The sequence below is a fragment of the Burkholderia sp. PAMC 28687 genome (genome assembly GCF_001577465.1).
Lineage (GTDB): Bacteria > Pseudomonadota > Gammaproteobacteria > Burkholderiales > Burkholderiaceae > Caballeronia.
On sequence record NZ_CP014507.1, the window covers coordinates 752,112 to 772,773 of the forward strand.

The 20,662-nt window shown below is 60.4% G+C and carries 13 protein-coding genes; 2 read left to right on the forward strand and 11 right to left on the reverse strand.

Annotated elements, in window-relative coordinates:
• Positions 1-115 precede the first annotated feature (115 nt).
• From AX768_RS26315 to AX768_RS26335, 5 genes are all read right to left on the reverse strand, one after another.
• On the reverse strand, positions 116-8,809 hold the full coding sequence (locus AX768_RS26315; protein ID WP_062003690.1) for a GH36-type glycosyl hydrolase domain-containing protein: 8,694 nt from the start codon (positions 8,807-8,809) through the stop codon (positions 116-118).
• Positions 8,810-9,060: 251 nt separating this feature from the next.
• Positions 9,061-9,381 (reverse strand): hypothetical protein, encoded by a 321-nt coding sequence (locus AX768_RS26320; protein ID WP_062003019.1) that lies wholly within the window; start codon positions 9,379-9,381, stop codon positions 9,061-9,063.
• 860 nt (positions 9,382-10,241) lie between these two features.
• On the reverse strand, positions 10,242-10,586 hold the full coding sequence (locus tag AX768_RS26325; RefSeq protein WP_062003020.1) for a response regulator: 345 nt from the start codon (positions 10,584-10,586) through the stop codon (positions 10,242-10,244).
• Positions 10,587-10,787: 201 nt separating this feature from the next.
• Positions 10,788-11,591, reverse strand: coding sequence for an alpha/beta hydrolase (locus AX768_RS26330; RefSeq protein WP_062003021.1), 804 nt, complete (start codon positions 11,589-11,591; stop codon positions 10,788-10,790).
• A 68-nt stretch (positions 11,592-11,659) separates the two neighbouring features.
• Positions 11,660-12,001, reverse strand: a complete 342-nt coding sequence (locus AX768_RS26335) for a helix-turn-helix domain-containing protein (RefSeq protein WP_082779097.1) — start codon at positions 11,999-12,001, stop codon at positions 11,660-11,662.
• Between the two features lie 420 nt (positions 12,002-12,421).
• Between AX768_RS26335 and AX768_RS26340 the strand changes: the two genes are divergently transcribed.
• Complete coding sequence (locus tag AX768_RS26340; protein ID WP_062003023.1) at positions 12,422-13,198, forward strand: FRG domain-containing protein; 777 nt, start codon at positions 12,422-12,424, stop codon at positions 13,196-13,198.
• A gap of 18 nt (positions 13,199-13,216) precedes the next feature.
• Here the strand turns inward: AX768_RS26340 and AX768_RS26345 are convergent, their stop codons facing one another.
• The 3 genes from AX768_RS26345 to nadC form a co-directional block, all read right to left on the reverse strand.
• Positions 13,217-14,560: an MFS transporter gene (locus AX768_RS26345; RefSeq protein WP_062003024.1), complete on the reverse strand. Its 1,344-nt coding sequence runs from the start codon at positions 14,558-14,560 to the stop codon at positions 13,217-13,219.
• Positions 14,561-14,641: 81 nt separating this feature from the next.
• Positions 14,642-16,447 (reverse strand): phosphonate metabolism protein/1,5-bisphosphokinase (PRPP-forming) PhnN, encoded by a 1,806-nt coding sequence (gene phnN / locus AX768_RS26350; RefSeq protein ID WP_062003025.1) that lies wholly within the window; start codon positions 16,445-16,447, stop codon positions 14,642-14,644.
• A gap of 7 nt (positions 16,448-16,454) precedes the next feature.
• On the reverse strand, positions 16,455-17,291 hold the full coding sequence (nadC, locus tag AX768_RS26355) for a carboxylating nicotinate-nucleotide diphosphorylase (RefSeq protein ID WP_062003691.1): 837 nt from the start codon (positions 17,289-17,291) through the stop codon (positions 16,455-16,457).
• A 529-nt stretch (positions 17,292-17,820) separates the two neighbouring features.
• Between nadC and AX768_RS26360 the strand changes: the two genes are divergently transcribed.
• Complete coding sequence (locus AX768_RS26360; protein ID WP_062003026.1) at positions 17,821-18,303, forward strand: cupin domain-containing protein; 483 nt, start codon at positions 17,821-17,823, stop codon at positions 18,301-18,303.
• A 22-nt stretch (positions 18,304-18,325) separates the two neighbouring features.
• Here the strand turns inward: AX768_RS26360 and AX768_RS26365 are convergent, their stop codons facing one another.
• The 3 genes from AX768_RS26365 to AX768_RS26375 form a co-directional block, all read right to left on the reverse strand.
• Complete coding sequence (locus tag AX768_RS26365; protein ID WP_062003027.1) at positions 18,326-19,234, reverse strand: DMT family transporter; 909 nt, start codon at positions 19,232-19,234, stop codon at positions 18,326-18,328.
• Between the two features lie 91 nt (positions 19,235-19,325).
• The gene (locus AX768_RS26370) at positions 19,326-19,715 is read right to left on the reverse strand and encodes a tautomerase family protein (RefSeq protein WP_062003028.1); all 390 of its coding nucleotides are present in this window, start codon (positions 19,713-19,715) and stop codon (positions 19,326-19,328) included.
• Positions 19,716-19,812: 97 nt separating this feature from the next.
• Positions 19,813-20,652: an AraC family transcriptional regulator gene (locus AX768_RS26375; RefSeq protein ID WP_062003029.1), complete on the reverse strand. Its 840-nt coding sequence runs from the start codon at positions 20,650-20,652 to the stop codon at positions 19,813-19,815.
• Positions 20,653-20,662 lie beyond the last annotated feature (10 nt).

The following is a 20,662-nucleotide window of genomic DNA, read 5'->3' on the forward strand; positions in this document are numbered from 1 at the left end:
CCCGTTGTGTCAGGCGCCACCTTCGTTCTCAGACACCGTTGCACTCGCCTGCCGCGCTATTCTGCGCCATCCGCATGGTGCCGGCTTGTGCCGCCGCAATCAGCGAGATGCAACGTCACGAATCTTCCAGGACGACGATAGGCGCCGATCCTTGCGCCGCCCGTGGAAACCCCATTTCGACCGTGTGCTCCCGGCCGTCATCGACCAATATCACCTCACCGCCTTGCTGTGGCACACCATCAAGAATGGCGTGCTTCGCGCTATCGATCGCAGCCTCATTGACCGTTATGCGGAACGGCGTATCCCCGTACCGATAAGTCATCTCGAAGGAACGCCAGTTCGCCGGCAAGAGCGGTGCGACGCTCAAGCGATCACCGATCACGCTCAAACCAAGCAACGATTCCACCACCAGCCGGTACATCCAGGCCGCCGAGCCCGTGTACCAGCTCCACCCGCCTCGGCCTTCGTGGGGACTGACGCCATAGACATCGGCTGTCATCACATACGGTTCGACCTTGTACTGCGTGATCGCGGGGCCACCTCTGCCATGAAGGACGGGGTTGATCATGCGCAGCAATTCCCAGGCGCGCTCGCTGTCACCCAGCGTGGCGAAAGCCATCGTCGCCCATATTGCTGCATGCGTGTACTGGCCGCCATTTTCACGCACGCCGGGCGCATAACCCTTGATATATCCGGGATCGAGCGCCGAACGGTCGAACGGCGGTGCCAGAAGCTGGATCAGCCCGGCGTCGCGCTTCACCAGATAACGATCGAGCGACGCCATTGCCTCGCGCTGCCGGTCGGCAGACCCCGCGCCGGACAACACCGACCAGCTTTGCGCAATCGAATCTATCTTGCATTCGTCATTGGCGGCAGATCCGAGTGGAGTGCCATCGTCGAAATACGCTCTTCTGTACCAATCGCCGTCCCAGCCATGCAGTTCCAGGTGATCGCGCAATAGGACTGCCTGGCTCCGGCAGCGGGTTGCGAACCCGGCATCGCCATGCATGAGCGCGGTGTCGGCGAACTTGAGCAGTACGTCGTAGAGGAAAAAGCCAAGCCACACGCTTTCACCCCGGCCCTGTGCGCCTACCAGGTTCATGCCGTCGTTCCAGTCGCCACTGCCTATCAACGGGAGCCCGTGAGCGCCCTTCGTCATTCCATGCTCGATCGCGCGAACGCAATGCGCGTAGAGCGTTTCGACCAGCGGCGAAGTTCCCGGCAAGTCGTAGTAAGAATCCTCGCCGACGTGGACTGCGCGTCCTTCTATGTATCCGACGCGTTCGTCGAGCACGCTGCGGTCGCCTGTAATCGCGACATACCGGCTGGTCGCAACGGCGAGCCACAAGTAGTCGTCCGAGCATTCGGTGCGCACGCCGCGTCCAAGCGGCGGATGCCACCAGTGCTGCACGTCACCCTCCGGGAACTGGTGCGCGGCGCATAACAGCAAATGCGCGCGGGTGAGCTGCGGTGTGGCGTGAATCATCGCCATGGAGTCCTGCAACTGATCCCTGAATCCAAATGCGCCGCCCGACTGGTAATAGCCGCTGCGAGCCCAGAACCGGCAAGCGATGACCTGATACATGAGCCAGCCGTTCACAAGCACGTCCACCGCCGGCTCGGGTGTCTTCACCTGCACCCGTCCAAGCGTCGCCCGCCAGTGCTCACGCACTTCATGGAGCGCGCTGGCCGCTGCTGCCGCCCCGCGAAACGCCTTCGCAAGACCCTCCACCGACTGCGCATCGTGTGCCGCGCCCATCTGGAAAACTATTTCATGACTGTCGCCATCGGCGATATCGAAGTCCGCTTTCAGTGCCGCGCAGGGATCGAGCCCGGCGCCCGCACGTCCGGACAATCGGGCGTGCCGCATGGCCGCTGGCGCACGAAGGCTGCCATTGCGGCCGATAAACTCGCGGCGATCGCACGTGAAACTCGACACCCCTTCGTCGACGGCGAAGAACCCGACGCGACCGCCGAATTCCATCGAATAGTCGTTGCGAGCAAAGAGCGTCCCCGTCAGCGGATCGGCTTCGGTGACGATGTGCATGGCGGATTTCTCGCGCAGGTCTCCGAGCGTCCACTCCACATAGCCGGTCGCAGAAAGGCGTCGCGCACGACCGGAGACATTGCGGATCTTGAGCACCGAAAACTTGATCGATGCGTGCAACGCGACGTACACCCATAACTCGGACCGGATGCCCTCTTCCTCATGCTCGAAGACGCTGTATCCAAATCCGTGACGCGTGGTGTATGTGCCGCTGCCGCGCCGGGGCAGCGGCGTGGGCGACCAGTGGTGACCGGTCTCCTCGTCGCGCAAATAAAATGCCTCGCCGCTACTGTCGCTGACAGGGTCGTTGATCCATGGCGTCAGCCTGAACTCGTGTGCGTTCTCGCTCCATGTATAGGCGCCCCCGCTCTCCGAGACGACCGACCCGAATCCCGGATTCGCCAGCACGTTGGACCACGGCGCGGGTGTCGCTTGCCCAGGCTGCAATCTGATGATGTACTCGGCGCCGTCTTCCGAAAAACCGCCATAGGGGTTTTGCAAAATCAGCGCGCGCGGCTTTTCGGCAGGATGCCTTTCCAGCGAGGGTTCCTCGGCATACCCCGGCGTCGGCTCGAACGGCGCTTCGCTTGTTTCAGGACGCCGCCGCTCGACTTGCTCGGCAAGGCTTCCTCGCGTGTCGCTCACGATAATGCGGGCGACCGCCTGCATCAGATCACGGTCTTCCCGTGACAATTGCTGGGCAGGTCGAACGAAGATTCCCCCCGGGCGGTCGATCAGGTTGGCTTCCGTGCCGGAAGCGATCAGACCCATGATCAGGTCCTGGAGATCCTGCCTGTACCCGGCATGGTCTTCGTTCCAGATCACGAGGTCGACAGCCAGACCCTTCAGCCTCCAGTACGCGTGCGCCTGCACCATCTGCCGGACCAGTTCGATGTTCGCCATATCGGTGATCTGCAGCAGAACGATAGGCAAGTCGCCCGATATCGACTGGCCCCACAGTCCCGACTGATTGCGACGATTCGCGCTCAACACGCCGGATTCTGCGCGCAACGAAGCGTTCGCATAGATGATCGATGCCGCCATTTGCTCGTAAAGCCGGGCATCGGAGACCGTTGCGTTCATCTGCCTGAGCGACACCTGGCTATGCGTCCACGCGAGGTCGAACACACGGTCTGCAAGCTGACGGTCGCGATACTTGTTGATGAGGTGCAGGCACCCGTCGCGGCTGTCGCTCATACCGGTCACGAAGTCGATGGTCGCCGACTGCCCCGGATTGAGCGTGATCCTGCAACGAATGGAGACGACCGGATCGAGCACCGACCCCGCGCTGTTGGAGAGCCGGCCCTGGGTGTCGGAACCGTCGTCCATCGCAGCGGGATGCGCCACGTTGCGTCCCCGGCCGATGAAACGGGCACGATCGGTCTCGTACGAAATGGCATCGATATCAACGCCATGCGCCGCCAGCAAGTGGCACATCCAGGGCACCACTTCCTTGCTCGACCGGGCGCGCCGCGTGCAGAGGATCGCCTGCAGCGGCTCAAGCAGCTCTGTCTGGACAAACAGGTTGCTGAACGCGCGGTGCGCCGCGTCGGCAATCGCCGGTGCAAGCACGACTTCGCCATAGCTCGTCAGTTCGATGGTCCGCCGGACCCGCGCGCGATTGGTGATGCGAACACGCCGCAGTTCGATATCGTCTTCAGGCGAAACCACGATCTCGGTATGAGAATCGAAATCACGTTCGCGCACACGGAATTCGGCGCGTGCATCGGAGAAAATGGCTTCGTAAAGATCAGGATGCCGAAGCGTTGGCTGATGCGCGCTCGACCAGAATTCGCCGCTTGCAACGTCGCGCAGATAACAGAACATGCCCCAGTTGTCGGAGGTCATGTCCTCGCGCCACCTCGTGACCGACAGATCGCCGCAGCGGCTGTAACCGCCGCCCGCGCTGCTGACCATCACGTGATACCGGCCGTTCGACAACAATTGCACGGAAGGTCTCGGCCGGTCGGGGTCCGTGAAGATCCGCAACTTGGTTTCGGCAATCAGCGCGGCGGAATCCTCGGAAGGCAGCCCGGGCGTCGGCAGGTATTCCGTCGCGGTCTTCGGGATGCGTTCCTGCAACAACAACGTGGTCGCCTTGAACTGCGGGTCTGATTCAAAACGCCGCTGCATGGGTTGCCCCAGCAGGACGCTTGCCAGCGACAGCAGGCTCATGCCCTGATGATGCGCCATGTACGACTGGATCACGACAGAGCTCTGGCCGCGAGGCACGCGAGCCTGGGTGTGATCGATGGCTTCGTACAGACCGAATCGGCCGGCCGCGCCGGTTGCGGTGAGACGCTGCAAGTTGCGGCATGCGGCGTCAGGCGCCACCATCAACGCGAGTGCGGTCGCGTAAGGCGCAATGACCACGTCGTCGCCAAGTCCACGCTTGAGCCCGAGCCCGGGCACGCCGAACGCGCGGTACTGGTAATTGAACTGCGCGTCGAGCACGTTGTAGCCGGATTCCGACACGCCCCACGGCACGCCGAGCTGATGACCGTATTCGATCTGCCGGGCGACCGCTGCGCGGCAGGTCTGGTCGAGCAGCGTGCCGTCGTATGTGGGCATGACGAGCATCGGCATCAAGTACTCGAACATCGAACCGGTCCACGACAGCAACACGGGAACACCGCCGGTACTCGTCAGCAAGCGTCCTAATGTGAACCAGCTTTCTTGCGGCAACTGGCCCTGCGCGATGGCAACAAAATTCGTCAATCGTGCTTCAGATGCAAGCAGATCGTAGAAGCCGGCATCGAGACGCCGTTCGTCCACGTTGTATCCAATGCTCAAGAGTTCGCGGCTGCGGTCGTAGAGGAACTTGAAGTCCATCGTGGCAAGCTCGCCCGCCAGTTGTGCCAGGCGTTCAGCTTGCGCAATACGGTCGACCGCCGCGTTCCGTACTTCAACAACGCGCGTGTCCGACGGGTCATGCCACGCGCTCATATCAAGTCGAGCGAGTTGGCGGATGGTCGGCAGGGCTGCACTTGAATCCGGCGCGGCCCTCAGGTCGAAGAGATCGAGTTCATGCGCGATGTCGAGACATTGCGCCTTGAGCGCCCGCGACCAGAAAGCGAGATCGCTGTCGGCGCCGCCCTTGATATCGTGAACGAGCGTGTCCGTCAGGACCGATACCTGGCGCATGACCGCAACTGCTTCGCTAAGCGTGCGCGGCGGCGTTGCCGACGCTGCGCCCAGAAGACCCGAGAGCGGCAGGAATGCGTCGAGATCGAACTCTGCAGCGTGGGCTGCTGCGCGATAGGCATCGAGGGTATCGGCGAGACCCGGGAACACGCGCCGGTCGAACGCCGGTTCGTCGGCCAGTTGCAGCAAGCCGCGGCTCAAGGTCATCAAATGGCCTGCGAGGTTGCCGCTGTCGACCGTCGAGACATAGCGCGGTCCAAGCGCCTCCAGCGTACTCGTGTCGTACCAGTTCAGGAAATGATTGCGATAACGCTCGAGGCCGTCCATGGTCGCAAGCGTCTCCCCGACTCTAGCGAGCATGCGTCCCGCGCTCAGATACCCGAAATCGAACGCGGCCAGATGCGCAAGCAGGCCCATCCCCATGTTGGTCGGCGACGTGCGGCGCGCGATGACCATCGCGCCGGTGGTCGGCATTTCCTGGATGTTGTCGGGCGGCAGCCAGTGGTCGTCGGCGCGGACATACTCGTCGAAGAAAGCCCACGTTTTCCTGGCCAACGCGCGCAGGAACTGCGTTTCGCCGGCAGCAAAAGCGCTCTCGGTCTGAACAGGTGGCCGGCTGATCCACCATGCAAGCAACGGAGATACGAGCCACGCCAGCGCAAACGGCAATACGGCCGCCAGCGTTTCCGGTGTCCGGATGAACAGTACTATCGACGCTGCCCCAAGCAGCGGGCCGATCGCCATCTGCCTGTAGAGCGCCCTCGGGTCGTTCGTTGCGGCCCGCTCCACCTCGCGCGAAGCATTCCATTGCAGCATCTTCCTGTGGCTGTAACCGACCCGCCAAAGCGTGCGGACAATCGCGTCCATGCTGTACAGCGCTTCGTGTGGCAGCCACGCTAGCCCAAGCAGCGCCCGCGCGAGGTGACGACCTGCTGATTGCGTGGTCAACGCGATATGCCGGCGCAACGGCATGTCGTGCGGTTTCTGGAGCAATTCGATCAGGCTGGCGCTCAGCGGCATTCCCAGACTCAGCGCGACGATCGCGATGGTCCAGACGGCCGGCTGCCAGCCGCTGATCCAGCCGGTCAGCAACATGGCCAGCAAGGCGGCCGGCGCGGCGCTGCGGCGCAGGTTGTCGAACAGTTTCCAGCGGGACAGCAGCGAAAGCGGATTGCGCGCGAGGCCGCCATCCTGTGTCGGCGCCCAAGGGAAGATCCAGGGCAGCAGTTGCCAGTCGCCGCGAATCCATCGATGCCGACGGTTGACGTCCGAGCTGTAACGCGACGGATATTCCTCGTAGAGATGCACGTCGCTCAGCAAGGCGGCGCGCGCATAGCAGCCCTCCACCAGGTCGTGACTGAGGATGCGGTTATCGGGAAAACGCCCCTCTACTGCCTGCTCGAACGCATCGACTTCGTAGATCCCCTTGCCAATGAACGACCCTTCTCGGAACAGATCCTGATACACGTCGGACGCTGCCCGCGTGTACGGATCGATACCGGCATCGCCGCCGAACAGCCGCGCGTATGTCGAGCGTGCCGTGCTCGTCAGACTGACGCTTACGCGCGGCTGGAGGATCGCGTGGCCGGATGTGACCCGTTTCTTGTGCGCGTCGTAGACTGCTGCATTGAGCGGATGCGAAATTGCGCCGATGAACTGGCGGGCTGCATCGCGCGGAAGCTGGGTGTCCGTATCGAGCGTGATCACGTAGCGCACGCGGGGCAACGCCACGATGTTCCCCACGATCAGCGAGAACCGGTCTCGTCCCTCGCCTCGCAGCAGCGCATCGAGTTCAGCGATCTTGCCGCGCTTTCTCTCATGCGCCATCCAGACTTTTTCTACAGCGTTCCAGCGTCGCGGCCGATGAAACAGGAAGAACCGGTCGCCTTCCGTGTCGCGATATTTTTCGTTCAACGCTTCAATGGCGAACTGCGCGCGGAGCATGAGGCTGGCATCCTGGTCCAGGTGCTCGGTGGCCGCATCCATGAAATCGGACAGCAAGCCGAAATGCAGATGCGGATCGCGATTCGCGAGGAACCGCACTTCGAGCCCTTCCGCCAGGTCCTCGATGTCCTCTGCGCTGCCGATCAACGATGGAATCACGACCAGCGTGCGCATTTGCGCCGGGATGCCCTTGGTGAAATCGAGGCGCGGCAACCAGTCGGGCTGGACCGTCAGCGTGACGGACCAGTTGACCAGATCGATCGCAAGGCGGCTCGCCATGAGCAGCGCGGGCACGGCGAGGAGCGCAATCAGGCCGCTGTGCCAGCCGTGACGATGCGCAGCATCAAGGAACGGCCACGCGAACGCGAAGGTGATCAGCGCGGCGAGCGTCAGGTAGATTGGCAGGGGCGCCAGCCGCAGGATGCGACGCCACACCTCGATTGCACTGACCTTCGCTTCCAGATGCCGTTCGAGCAACGCAACGCCATCGCGCAACAGATAAAACCCAACGTGGTGTGCGACACCGCGGACAGGCGTCGCCTTCACGGCATCGCGGGAGAGGTTGATCGCGGCACGCGCCACGATCTCTTCCGGACGCTTGCTCGCACGTGCGAGCCGTTCAACGCTATGCCGGTAGCGGTCGCGCGTGGCGAAGTCCATCGCCCGATAGACGTCGGCTGGATCTTCCCGCAGGACTTGCTCGACAAGACTTGCACTCTCGACGAAATCGCGCCAGTCGGTGGACGAAAGCAAGCGCAGGCTGCTGATGCTGTTGCTGATCGACACCTGGTCGGCCGCCTGCTGCTGCGCTTCCATCTGCACCATGCGGTCGATGCTCAGGCCCGACTCCGCGAGCAACTGTTCGATCCATGTCAGCGGCAACGCCAGGGTCGCGCTCTGACCCTGCAGGCGCCGCGCAAGTTCGGCCACGAAGGAGCTTGCCACCGGCGGCCTGGAGCGCGCCATGTCGGCGACCGTCAACACCACGCTCTTGGGATCGCGTCCGGCCGTCTCGGTCATGCGGTCCGCCCACTGCCCTGCCAGGTTGCGGTCGTCCAGGTCGGTCGTCACACGGCTCGCAACACGCCGCAGATTTTCGATCAACGCCAGGCGCAACATGATCGGGATGGCCCACAACTCGCCGAGCGTGAGCGGTGTCACCGTCTGATATGCAGCGATGAAGCGAGACAGGCTTTCGTTGTTGACCCGTCCGTCGCCGTGTGAAATGGTCTCCAGCGCGATGCTGTAGACGCGCGGCAATTCGCTCGATGGCCCGTTTGCAAGGCGCGGCAGTTCGCGGCTGTATCCTTTGGGAAGATGGTGACGCGCAATGCGGATCTGTTCTGCGATCAGATAGTAGTTGTCGAGCAGCCACTCGGCAGCAGGCGTGACGCGGTAGCTGCCGAGCGTTGCTTTCGTGAGTCGTTCGTAGGCGTTCAGCAGCGCCGCTTCGTTATTGGTGAGCCGCGGCAGCAGGTGGTCTGACCCTGACCCGGTACTCAAGCGGTGCAAGCCCGCCAGATGCGACCCGTGCAGTTCCATCTGGTCCGCGCTGAAAAGCTCGGCGCGCAACGCGGGCTCTGGCGGCAACGCCCGGGATTGCGTTTTCCATTTTGCGTAGGTGGCCAGAAGCAAATTGGGTTTGCGCGTTGATTTGGAGCGGAATAAGTCCATCGATGTCCATGTTGCGTGCGTGACAGCTTTCGGCAGGACGCGCGAAGGCGCTTGGCTATCGTCGGAGAACGAAGTGCCAAGGAAATCCCATATGAACCACGACGCAAGAGGCGTCATCCCCGATGTGGGCGCCGGATGGGGTAGAGATCAAGGAAGCCTGGCGCATGGCATCCGAAACGGGCGCAGAATCCAGCCAGCAAGCGGGCGTGCGCCCCGGCTGGGTTCATTCAATCAACGTTGCGCGATCCGCTTTAATCGAACGGGCGAATAAACCCGCGTCGTTTGGCCGGATCGCTGACATGCTCAAACAGAGACACGCCTGCGGGTTTGTTGAGCAGATCTTCCTTGATCGTGGCGTGCGCAGCGCCAAAGGTTTGCGCTGCGGCATCGCCAAGTCCGTTGATTCCGCTGAGAATGGGGGCTCTCGCGCAGTAATTCCGCACGAACGTATTTCCTGAATTTTGCAGCAGTGAAACCATCACTTCGAAGTCGTTACCATGTATGCGATGGCTTAAAACGAACTTTCCTTCCCCGTGTTCCGCCAGCAGGCCTTCTACAATACTGCGATTCATTTCTGCAATTCTCCTGTTCGGCAGTCATGCAGCGGCGCTGCGCAACCAGCGACCACGCGTACTCCCCGCGCAGTCGGTGCTGCCTCAGGGGAACACAAATCAGCGGGAAAAGGCTAATTCTTTTTAGGGGAGCGGGATTTCGCCTGTCCGTACCCCATTATTCGCGCCGTTTGCTGGTGGCTGAGGTAGCAGCGACAGTATCGGTACCGCCGCATCTCTATTGCCTGCGCGTTCGTGAATGGGAACGTCGGTCTCTTTTTCCCTTAACCCCACGTGGGCACTAAAAATGCGGAGGGGTTCCTGCCGCTCGACGCGTCTCGCGCGTTTGGAGACGAGCGGTTAAATTGCGCGCCCCGTCTGATCGCACAGGCGCTCTCGAACGATCTCTGTTGGCTAATCAATCGACCAAAAGGTGGTTACGCAATGAAACGGAAAATAATGGCAATTGTCTTTTCCACCGTGAGCCTCGCCATGGCGTCGGCCATCTACGCACAATCAGGCGGTGGGTCCGGCGGCGGTGGTGGATCTGGAGGAGGTTCGAACGGAGGCCAAAAGAGCGCAGGAGCGAGACCAGATGGAACAACCTCTGTCGGAGGCGGCATGGGGACCGGGACGGGCTCGGCACCGGCGCGGGCTCATAAGAAGGGAACTGGCATGAACGGCCACGATAACGGCAGCGCGCCAGCGAAAGGCACTTCGCAAACGACACCCTAGCCTGCCATGTGCAGACAGGGATGTCTGCAACGAAGCCCGCTCCACGCCAAGGGTGGGGAATCGAGCCGTCCCGGGACGCTATTGCTGAAAGACTGATGGTTAGCTGTAGGGGCCAGCGAACCTTGACCTGGTTTCAAAGCCATCCGCTAGGAGGTCAGGAGGTCTTCCAGCCGGTCAAACTCAAGAGGCTTGAGGGCGTACCCATTGAAGTCGCCCAGGCTCACCTCCTGTTCCAATCCGACATGCCCTGTCATCGCGATGATTCGCGAATGTCGGGACAAACCCTCACGCCGGATCGCGGCGCACACTTCCCTGCCGTCTGCATCACCCAGGCGAAGATCCAGCAGGATCAGATCGAAAGTGGTGCCGCGCGCAAGTTCCACTGCGTCATGGCCGTCATATGCGGTGGTGGCTTCGTGCCCCATGGTCGACGCAAGGGCTGCGAGGGCATCCGCAGATGCGCGGTTGTCATCAACAAGCAAGACATTCACGATTTGGCTCCTGACAACAAAGGCGTTTTGATTGCAACTTTAGGCGATAGCCGGGAAAAACGCAGACGATTGTATCGCTTCGAGCCCCGTCCCTGCCCGCACACAGTGTTGGTCCGCGCTGTATGTCAGCCACAGTAGTCAATACCTCATCGACGAATTCCGGACTGTTCATGGGTTCAAGGTCCGTTTCGAATCATGCAATCAGTCGACACCAGCTCTGGTTGCAGACTCGATTGTCTTAAGTAGCACCGGCCAGACGGGCGAATCAATCGAGACTTCGTCGTAGTGGCTTGCATCGGGAACCACGAGATGACGAATGTCATCGCCCGCGCGGCGCGCTTCATTCGCGAAGTGCGTCGCGAGCGCGGGCGGCGCTACGGTGTCCAGCTCGCCGTTGATCAGGATCATCGTGGAGCCGATGGGCAGCATGCTTTGCGGCGAGGTGTCGGCGAATACATCCGTGCGGCCGGGTTGCGGCTTACCGGTCAGCACCGCGGCGTTTGCGCCGCATGCTCGCTTGATACCGTCTGCATCTCCAAGATCAGGCAGCACGCCAAGCCCGATCACAGTTGGCAGATGGATCCGGTTGGCCGAATGAAGCGGACTGTCCGGGGCAATGCGATTTCTTGCAGCAGCCCATAGCGCAAGCTGCGCGCCCGCTGAATGTCCGACCACGACCATTCGGGAAAGGTCGATGTTCAAGCGCGCCGCTTCGTCCGAAAGTTTTTGCAGCCCCTGCGCAACGTCGAGATACGTCCCGGGGAAGCCGCCACCCGCTTCGTCGATGCCGCGATACTCGATGTTCCACACCATCCATCCCTTCTCCGCGAGCGCACTGGCGAGAGGCGCGATCTGCCGCAAGCCGCCATACTGATGCGCCCAACAGCCACCATGAAGCAGCACAACGACAGGAAACGGACCGCTGCCAGGGGCGCGAAATAGCTCCACGAATTGCGACGGAGCCGGACCGTATGGGATGTGTTCATCTGCGGCGCGCCCATGCATTGCGAGGTACTCCTGTAAATGCAGAGGTTCTGCCCCAAGCGGACCCGCGCATAATGCCGCAGCGATCGTCAACAAGCGAGTGAGGCGTCGAGCGGGCATTGGATTGGAAACATCAAGAGGTTGGAAATGCCGGGGTCGAGCGGCAGCGAGCGAATGAAATTGCGACTCGCACCGCAAGCGCGCTGTATGTGCAGTTGCGCCGCATAGCGTCCTGGCGAGGTGCCGAACGCCTTGCGAAGCATGGCGACGAAGCTGCCGGCGCTCTCATAACCGAGGTCGTCCGCAACCTGCTGGACCGAAGACCCCGTGCCACAGGCCGCCTTCCATCTCGCACGTGAGTACGCCACGGTGCAGCGCAAGCAATTCGCCCCTGGAGTGACAATGAAAAGCCGTTTCGTGACGACTGACATCGACGCGAACCGAACCGCCGGCACTGAAGGTCACAACCGGTCGAGGCACGAGATCCGGGTCCACAAGCTCGATGGGGTTGGAGAAGTCACTTGGCACAGGCATGTGATCGATCGGCCTTCGGTGGCAAAATTACGTTAGGCGTGATTTCACCATGCTTTGGCAAACTCGACCAATGTCGCCAAGCTTTCCAGCACCTACCATGCACCACGCGCTGATTGATCTTAAGCCGGTGCAAGCCGGCAGACGCATAACCCGTACGTCGAAGCCCGTGTTTCGAAAGAGTTTGGTACGCTGACTTGCGTGCTACGCTTACCTTGAGCCGGCATGGCTACATCCACTAGTCAGCTCCCCGCAATCTTCCGTACCTACAATAGCTTCTGCAGCGCCTCCCGAATCGCAACTCAAAGGAATCGATAAAATTGGAAACGATCAAGGTCTCCAGTTGGCAAGAGTTCACCGACCTGAGTCTGGAACTCGACGGCTGGGCGTTTCGAGGCCAGCAGGACGCCAACTGGTTATTGCAGAGTTCGCTCGCACGCTACCTGTCCTCGTTCGTTCACAACGCATCCAACTGGCGTGTACAGGAACAGCGGGCAATACGCATCTTCCGGCGCAAGGCGCATACTTACATTGCCGATGCACGCGTGCTGTCAGATGACCTTCGATGCCTTGGATTGATGCAGCATCATGGCGCGCCGACAAGGCTGCTCGATTTCACCAAATCTCCCTACGTAGCAGCGTTCTTCGCACTGGAACGCGCCATTGGCGAGTCCGCCGTCTACGCAGTGAATACGCCTGCTCTCTACACTGACCGCGCAATACCGAAAACGGCGCCCGATCTCACGCGCGACATGATCGATCCCCGCAGAGCAGGGAACTTCGAAAAGTATTTTCTTCCCGATACCAACCCGATCATCTGGTTTGGCGAGCCGACCGAGATGGACCGGCGGCTGATTGCTCAAGCGGGAACGTTCATGGTGCCGGGCCTGCTGCACGAACCGCTCGACAAGATCTTCGATCATTACGCGAGTGACGACGATCTGGTCCGGAAGATCGTCATCCCGTTCTCGGTGCGAGACGAGGGAATGCGCTCGCTGTACCGGATGAACATCACTAACGCGTCGTTGTTCCCGGATCTGGAAGGGCTGGCTCGTTCGATCGCGCTCGAGCTCGAGGTGGTCTGGCCGAAGTTGTGAGCCCTGCGTTACCAACCATCATGAAGGGACTTCTTCCGAAGCCTCGGCACTTATCGCCGATGAAAGCCCCTTGCTCGTCGATGGCGCCAGCTCTGCCGGAGGCGCATCGAACAACGGTTTCTCCGGATGAACGAACAACCAGAGCACGGTCCCCAGCCCCGCCGCCAACGCGATGACGACCAGAGCGCTCGCCCAGTTTCCCGTCAGCTTGACCATGAGCGCAACGCTCATGGGCCCCGCCACGTTCGACGCAGCGCCCCATAGGTTGGTCCAGCCCGACATCACACCCGTGAAGCTCCGGCCCAGGTCCTGCGTGGCGGACCACACGACGACCTGCACGAATCCCACCGCAGCAAACGACAAACACAAGAACCCGATGACCGCAGCAATGTTGACAGCGAATGATGCGAGGCACAGCGTCACCGCGCTGACAAGGAAGCCCGCCATTGCAACCGGCACACGTGCCGCCCACACCGATTGAGTTCGCTTCAATATCTTGTCGCAAACGATACCCGCTGCAAACACCGCCACGAATACCGCAATCCATGGCAGCGATGCAGCGAACCCCATCGACTTGAGCGACAGTCCTCGTGCACGCATCAGGTATGTAGGCAGCCAGGTCGTATAAAAGCTCTGGATCAAGACCAGCAGAAAGTACTGGATGCCGAACAGCCAGAAACGAGGATGCTTCAGGCACTTCAAAAATACGCCCTTCGTCGCGACTTCGGATTCCGTTTGCCCCGCCGCAATGTAAGCCGCCTCCTCAGTACCGATCAAAGGATGTTTTGCGGGAACATCGCGATAACCAAACCACCATGCAACGCCAAGCAGGATGCCTATTGCGCCGAACACATAGAAGACAGAGTGCCAGCCGAATTGCAGGATCATCCACGCGGTAAGCGGCGCGGAGACGATCGGCCCGAGGTACAGGCCGCCAAGAAGAAAGGAATTCCCCTTTGCGCGTTCACTCTTCGGAAACCAGCGCTTCACTGCAAGCACGCCGCTCGACCAGTCAGCGGACTGCGCTCCGCCAAGCAAGGCCCGGCAACCGACGAGCCAGTTGAACCCCGTTCCCAGCGGCGTCAGGATCATCATGAAAGACCACAGCGCGCTCGTTCCCGCCAGAACCTTGCGTGAACCATGCCGCTCGGCCAGACGACCCGCAGGAACCTGCCCCAGAGCGTAGGCCCAGAAATACACAGTCAGGATGACCGACATCTCGACCAGCGAGAGGCCCAGCTCTTTCTGAATGGTAGGCGCCGCAATCGTCATGGCCGCCCGATCCAGCGTCATCACGAAGGTGATGGGAGCGACCAGCATCGAAACAATCCCCCACCGCAACTTGCCGATCTTGTTTGGCATTTAATCACTCCAGGTGATAACGGTCACACGGATTATAGGAAACCAAAAGAAACTGGATTCACGTCCCCAATATTCGAGGGATCATGCAGAAATGCTGACGGAGCGAGCGAGCCGTTCCGCGGAAATAACGTGCGTAGAAAGGCTATTGGCGGACTGGGCCGCAGCGGACACGTGTTCGGCGTCATCACCGTGGATCTGGAACAGTGGATCGCCGACTTCCACGGTCTGTCCGACAGACACGAGCAAGTCCACGCCGGCGCTCAGGTCGTCCGGCGCGCCCGCTGCGCGCGCCACGCCTGCAATCGCCCACCCGTCGACACTCGTAACGACGCCGCTGCGCTGCGCCACGATCTGGCGCACGCGTTTGCCGGGCGAGACCGGATGTGCCCGGCGACCTTGTGCATCGATAATGCGTTCAAACGACGCCAGCGCTTGTCCCGAAGCAAGAAGGGACTCAGCCACTTCCCGCCCCTGCACCACTGTTTCCACGCCCGGTGCCCAGGCGAGAATCTCCGCGGCAAACAGCAGCGCCTTTTCCCGCAGGTCGGCGGGCGCATCTGCCGCGTTGGTCAGCACCAGTCTGACGTCGCGCACTTCCAGCGCAGGTCCCACGCCGCGCCCGACTGGCCCCCGGCCATCGGTCACCATGGCCTTGACGTGCATGCCCAGGCCTGTGCCGACGTATTCGAAAAGCTGGCCTAACGCGCGGGCCTCGGCTTCATCTTTCAGCTTGGCACGCGGGCCGTAAGGCAAATCGATGATCACATGCGTGGAGCCAGCCGACCATTTCTTCGACAGGATGGATGCGACCGACCAGCGGTTCGAATCGAGTCCCAACGGCCGGGTGAATGCGTTGATCCGGTCATCGATCATTGAATGATTCAGGCGTCCGTTCCATGCAATGCAGCCACGCGCCTCCTGTACGCACCGCTGCACGTCCGCCCGAGTGAGGTCGACTCGGGCGACAGTCTCCATTGCGTCCGCGGTGCCTGCTGCCGACGTGATCGCACGTGACGACGTCTTCGGCATCGCGAGGCCGAACGCCGTGACGATCGGTACGACAATCAGCGTGATGCGGCTGCCGGGAATGCCGCCCATTGAATGCTTGTCAACGAGCATGGGTTCATTCCATTCGATGCGGGGTGACAGCCGTGCGCGCACCTTTGCAAGAGCCAACACTTCAGGGTCGCTCAGATGCTGAGATGCCTGCAGAAGAAAGGCGTTGATATCGCGATCGGAATAGCGCAACGCGAGAATGTCATCGAGCACCGCGCCGTATTGGGTTTCATTGAGCGCATCGCCGGCAAGCTTGGCTTTCATCGCGGCCATGCTCCGCGCAGGCGGTTGCGTCGCGCGATCAAGCGCCATGATGAAACGTTCGATGCCCTGCTCCAGCGTTCCATCGTTCGATACCCTGACGACTTCGACGTCCGCCGGGAAAGGTTCGACCTTGCGCATCACGCGTTGCCGGACCTCTTCCGGCGTTTCCCGGCCCCGGGCGAGAATGCGCTCGGCGAGCACGGAAACCGGTGCACTCACCTCGATGACGACCAGATTCGGAACACAAGCGCGAAGCGCCTCGACCATCGCGCGAGATCCGTTGGCAATGACGTGGCGGCCATGCGCCAGGACACCGAGCAATTCGCGGCGCAAACCGTATTTCAAGCCATGCGCGGACCACGTAATCAGGAATCCGCCCTGACGTTCCAGCGCGGAAAACTCGGCTTCGCTGAGCGCTTCGTGGTCTTCTCCCGGCGAACCGTGAGCCCGGGTGATGACCCTTCGTGCAATCTCGAACGGACGGTCTGCACCACGCACCGCATCGATAAGCGAGTCCTTGCCGGCGCCACTCGGGCCCACAACAAAAAAGAAGATTCCGTCGGACATGGCGCGATTACTCCGCTTCGTCCAGACCGATGTCCACACACAAGGAAGCCTGGTTGATCTTGCTGGTGGAAATATAGTCCACGCCCGTCTTCGCAATTTCGCCGATGGTCGTGAGGTTGATGCCACCGGATGCTTCCAGTTTCGTTCGGCCACCGACGAGTTCCACAGCCTTCGACATCTCCTGCACCGACATGTTGTCCAGCATGATGACGTCCACGCCGGCATCGAGCGCTTCCTGAACCTGTTCCAGCCGGTCGCATTCCACTTCGAGCTTCGTCAGCACAGGCAGTTGACGGCGCGCCCGTTGCACAGCTTTCGCAATGCCACCGCATACAGCAATGTGGTTGTCCTTGATCATCACGCCATTGTCGAGTCCAAGCCGATGATTCAGGCCGCCGCCGCACGTGACGGCATGCTTCTCCAGCATGCGAAGCCCCGGGGTGGTCTTGCGCGTATCGATGAGGCGAGCGCGCGTGCCTTCCACCGCTTTCACGTATTCCGCCGTGAGGTTGGCGATACCCGACATACGCTGCACGATGTTGAGCGCCGTACGTTCCGCCGTCAGTACGCTCCTCGCGTTGCCGCGCACATCGAGCATGACAGCGCCCTTTTTAAGCCGGTCGCCGTCGCTGACACGCACCGCCACTTCCAGCGTGGGGTCATAGCGCTTGAACACACGGGCCGCCACGTCGATGCCTGACACGATCAGGTCCTCGCGGGCGTTCATGTAGAAAGCGCCCGTTTCATTCGCCTCGATCATGACCTGAGCGGTCAGGTCGCAGTATCCGATGTCTTCTGCCAGCCACGTATCGATCAGTCGGTCGGTTTGGAATACGTCGTACATTGCCATCTCCAGAGTTTTGTAAAAAGATCGAACAAAAAAAATGTGCAGGAAAACTGCTTCCAGCTTCGTATGTATGCCTAAACATATTGCCTGGAACGGGCTTGTCATTGCCCACTCGATTGGGCCGATTTGGTGGCCTTGTCTTTTAAATATGTTTTTCAGAACTCGAAGCACCTGCCTCAGGACCACGTCGAGATTTACTTAGTGCTCTAAGTTGATGGACTAACTCTAGCGTACACATTATTTTTTTCCAAGAAGTTTTCGTATTGTTTTTTTGGTGCACAAGTGCCATTTTTTGGTGATAGTTTGCTGCACGTGCACATTTATCGGGAAAACCTCGATGGACTGGTTGGCCGACAAGCGCCTCGATAAAACTGCGTATATAGCGTGTACGCTATATACGTACGAAATCATGGTAGCTGAGCCTGGCTAAACCAACGTACGTGAACAGGAAGCAATGCGCTGATTGCCCCACTCCGCTTGCTCCTCAACCGGTATCATCATTCTTCCCCCACAGGAAAAACAAAGAATGAGCCGACCTGAATTCATCAAACACTGGACCGAACTGGAAGAAGCCGAGGCGCACGTGTATCGCGGTGACACGGAACGCATGGCGCTCGACGCGCCCCTTTCCGATGCACTCGGCATCACGCGTATTGGCATTCATCATGTAAGACTCCTGCCGGGACGGCGGACGTCATATCCGCACGCTGAAAGTACGGAGCAGGAGTTTGTGTACGTGCTCGAAGGCAAGCCGGATGTCTGGATCGACGGCGTGCTGCACGCCATTGCAGAAGGCGATTCTGTTGCATTCCCGGCAGGGACCGGGATCTGCCACACGTTTATCAACAACACAAAAGAGGAAGTCAGGCTGATGGTGATAGGCGAGCGTCCGCGCGACGACAACCGCATACGTTATCCGCTTAACGAAGCTTACGAACGTGCGCGCCCGGATCGCTGGGTGGACTGGCCCACGAGAACGCTCGGCGAGCATGACGGCATGCCCGATTGAAGCAGCAGGGTCTCCCGGCCAGTCAAACTTCCTTGATCACGCGAGCGACTGCAGGCACGCGCCGTCCTGTCTGCAAAAGATAGACTCCGCCGAGGACGCACGACATCGCGACCAGATCGAGGGGCCTGATGGATTCATGTGCGAACCACACGCCCATTAGAAGTGCGATGACCGGCGGAATGTAGGTGACGCCTGACGCGGCGATCGCACCCAGCCTCCTTACGATGAAGTAATAAAGAATATATGCCGCGCCCGTCCCGAGCAGTCCCAAGCCGAGGACGAGGCCGGTCAACGCCCGCAGGTCATCTGCGATTCGAGCGACGCCGCGAAAATCCGTTACGCACACAATGATGGCCAGTGCCAGCCCGATCTGATAGGTGGAAAGCGCGACCGGGGATATGTCAAGTTTCGATATAAACCTGCGCGCATAGACAAATGAACACCCTACGCTCATCGAGCCCGCAATCATGTAAAGCACGCCCGGCAAGCTCACGGCCGAAGTAGATGCAGCCCATGGCCGGGCGATCAGCAGGACACCGGCAAATCCACAGACCACGCCCGCGATCATGCGCCCTGTCGGACGTTCAGCACGAAGCAGGGCCCAGGCGCATACGAACGCGAACAGCGGTATGGCGCCGCTCAGCATGCCGGCCACGCTCGACGGCAGCAACGATGCACCCTTGGCGAACGCATAGTAGTACACCACCGTGGCCAATACGGACATGACGACAAAATGGTGGGCATGCCGGGCGTGGCGCCATTTCAGGGATCGCGACAAAAGCGCATATACGAGCAGCGGTACGAAACCGAAAAGCACCCTCAACGCTACGATCTGCACGGGCGTGATCATCACGCTTGCCCATTTCATGAACAGAAAGTTCGTACCCCATATCAAACCCAATAAAGCGAATGCCGGATATGCGGGGTTCATGGTCACACCACCTTCAATCGTTGATCCGGTTGTTCGATTGAACCCGGATTTAAGACGCCGCCCGAAATGGTTTTCGCGGCCAGATCGGCCGCTATTTCGGTGCGTAATGCATCTCTCCGTTGCCGTACGACCAGTCCTCGCGGTTGACATCGACCAGATTGATGCAGATGTCTTCCTTTCGCAGGCCGGTTCTTTCATGGATGCCATTCGCCACCGCAAGATAAAACGCTTTCTTCACTTCAATGCTGCGTCCTGCATTCCATGTCACCTGGATCAACACGATCTCCGGCGTGTAACTCACACCGAGATATCCCTCTTTCGGGTAAATGATTTCGTTCGCGGCATGACGCGAAAATACCTGGAACTTGTCGTGCACGGGCACGTTCGCCACGGTGATCATGGCTTCGTAGATGGCATCGCTGATGCCACTGACCACTTCCGGGGATGCATCCCTGGACAAATCGACTCTGACTAACGGCATCTTGTTACCTCGGCTAGTGATTGAAAATACGGGCTTGAACCGCATTCCCATCATGGACGCAGGCTGACGATGCGATTTGAAGAATCTTGCGGTTTATTTAACGGATGGTGCTTGGCGAGACGCCATAGAAGCGGCGGAATTCACGGCTGAAATGGGCTTGGTCTGCGTAGCCGACCCTGATCGCCACTTCGCGAAGCGGGTGACCTTTGAGCAACAACCGCCTTGCCTGATCGACGCGCCGTTGCATCAGATAGGCGTGGGGCGGCAAGCCGACAGCAAGCTTGAACTGACGCAACAAATGGAAGGAACTCAGGCCGGCTGCAGTGGCGATTTCATCGAGTGTGGGGTTCGCTTCAATGCAACTGTCGATATATTCCCGCGCACGCGTGACTGCACCAGACGCGGCGCCCGGCAGAAAGCCAGGCCGCTCGCCCTGTCCGTGGCGCGACGCGAGCTGGCGAAGCGCCAGCGTAAGCCGGGTGCTTTTTTCCAGCCACGACACGTCCGGTGATTCCGAGCACGAATGCGCTGCCCGCATCACGCGAACCAAGGCGGGATCGTCGATTACAGGGTCATTGAAATACGGTAAGGCACTTTCCGGCAATGCTCCCTCAATACCAAGGATGATCGCCAGTGCCGAACGCGGCAGATAGATCATCCGATAGTCCCATCCGCCCTCGGTCGCCGGGCCGCCCTCGTGGAACTGGCCCGGGTTGATCACGCAGATCGTGCCGGCCGGCATGACCGTGCGCTCGCGCTGGCCTTCGGAAAACATCTGCGCGCCACGTTCGATAAAACCAAGCGCGTATTCGTCGTGGGAATGCTGCGGGAAGGTATGCGTCGGATAGGTCGCGCGCAGGAACTCTGTATTGAACAACGACGGCTCGCGCCAGAGCTTCGCGCGATTTTCCTGCGGCGGCAAAATGAAGTCATTCATGGGCCGCCGT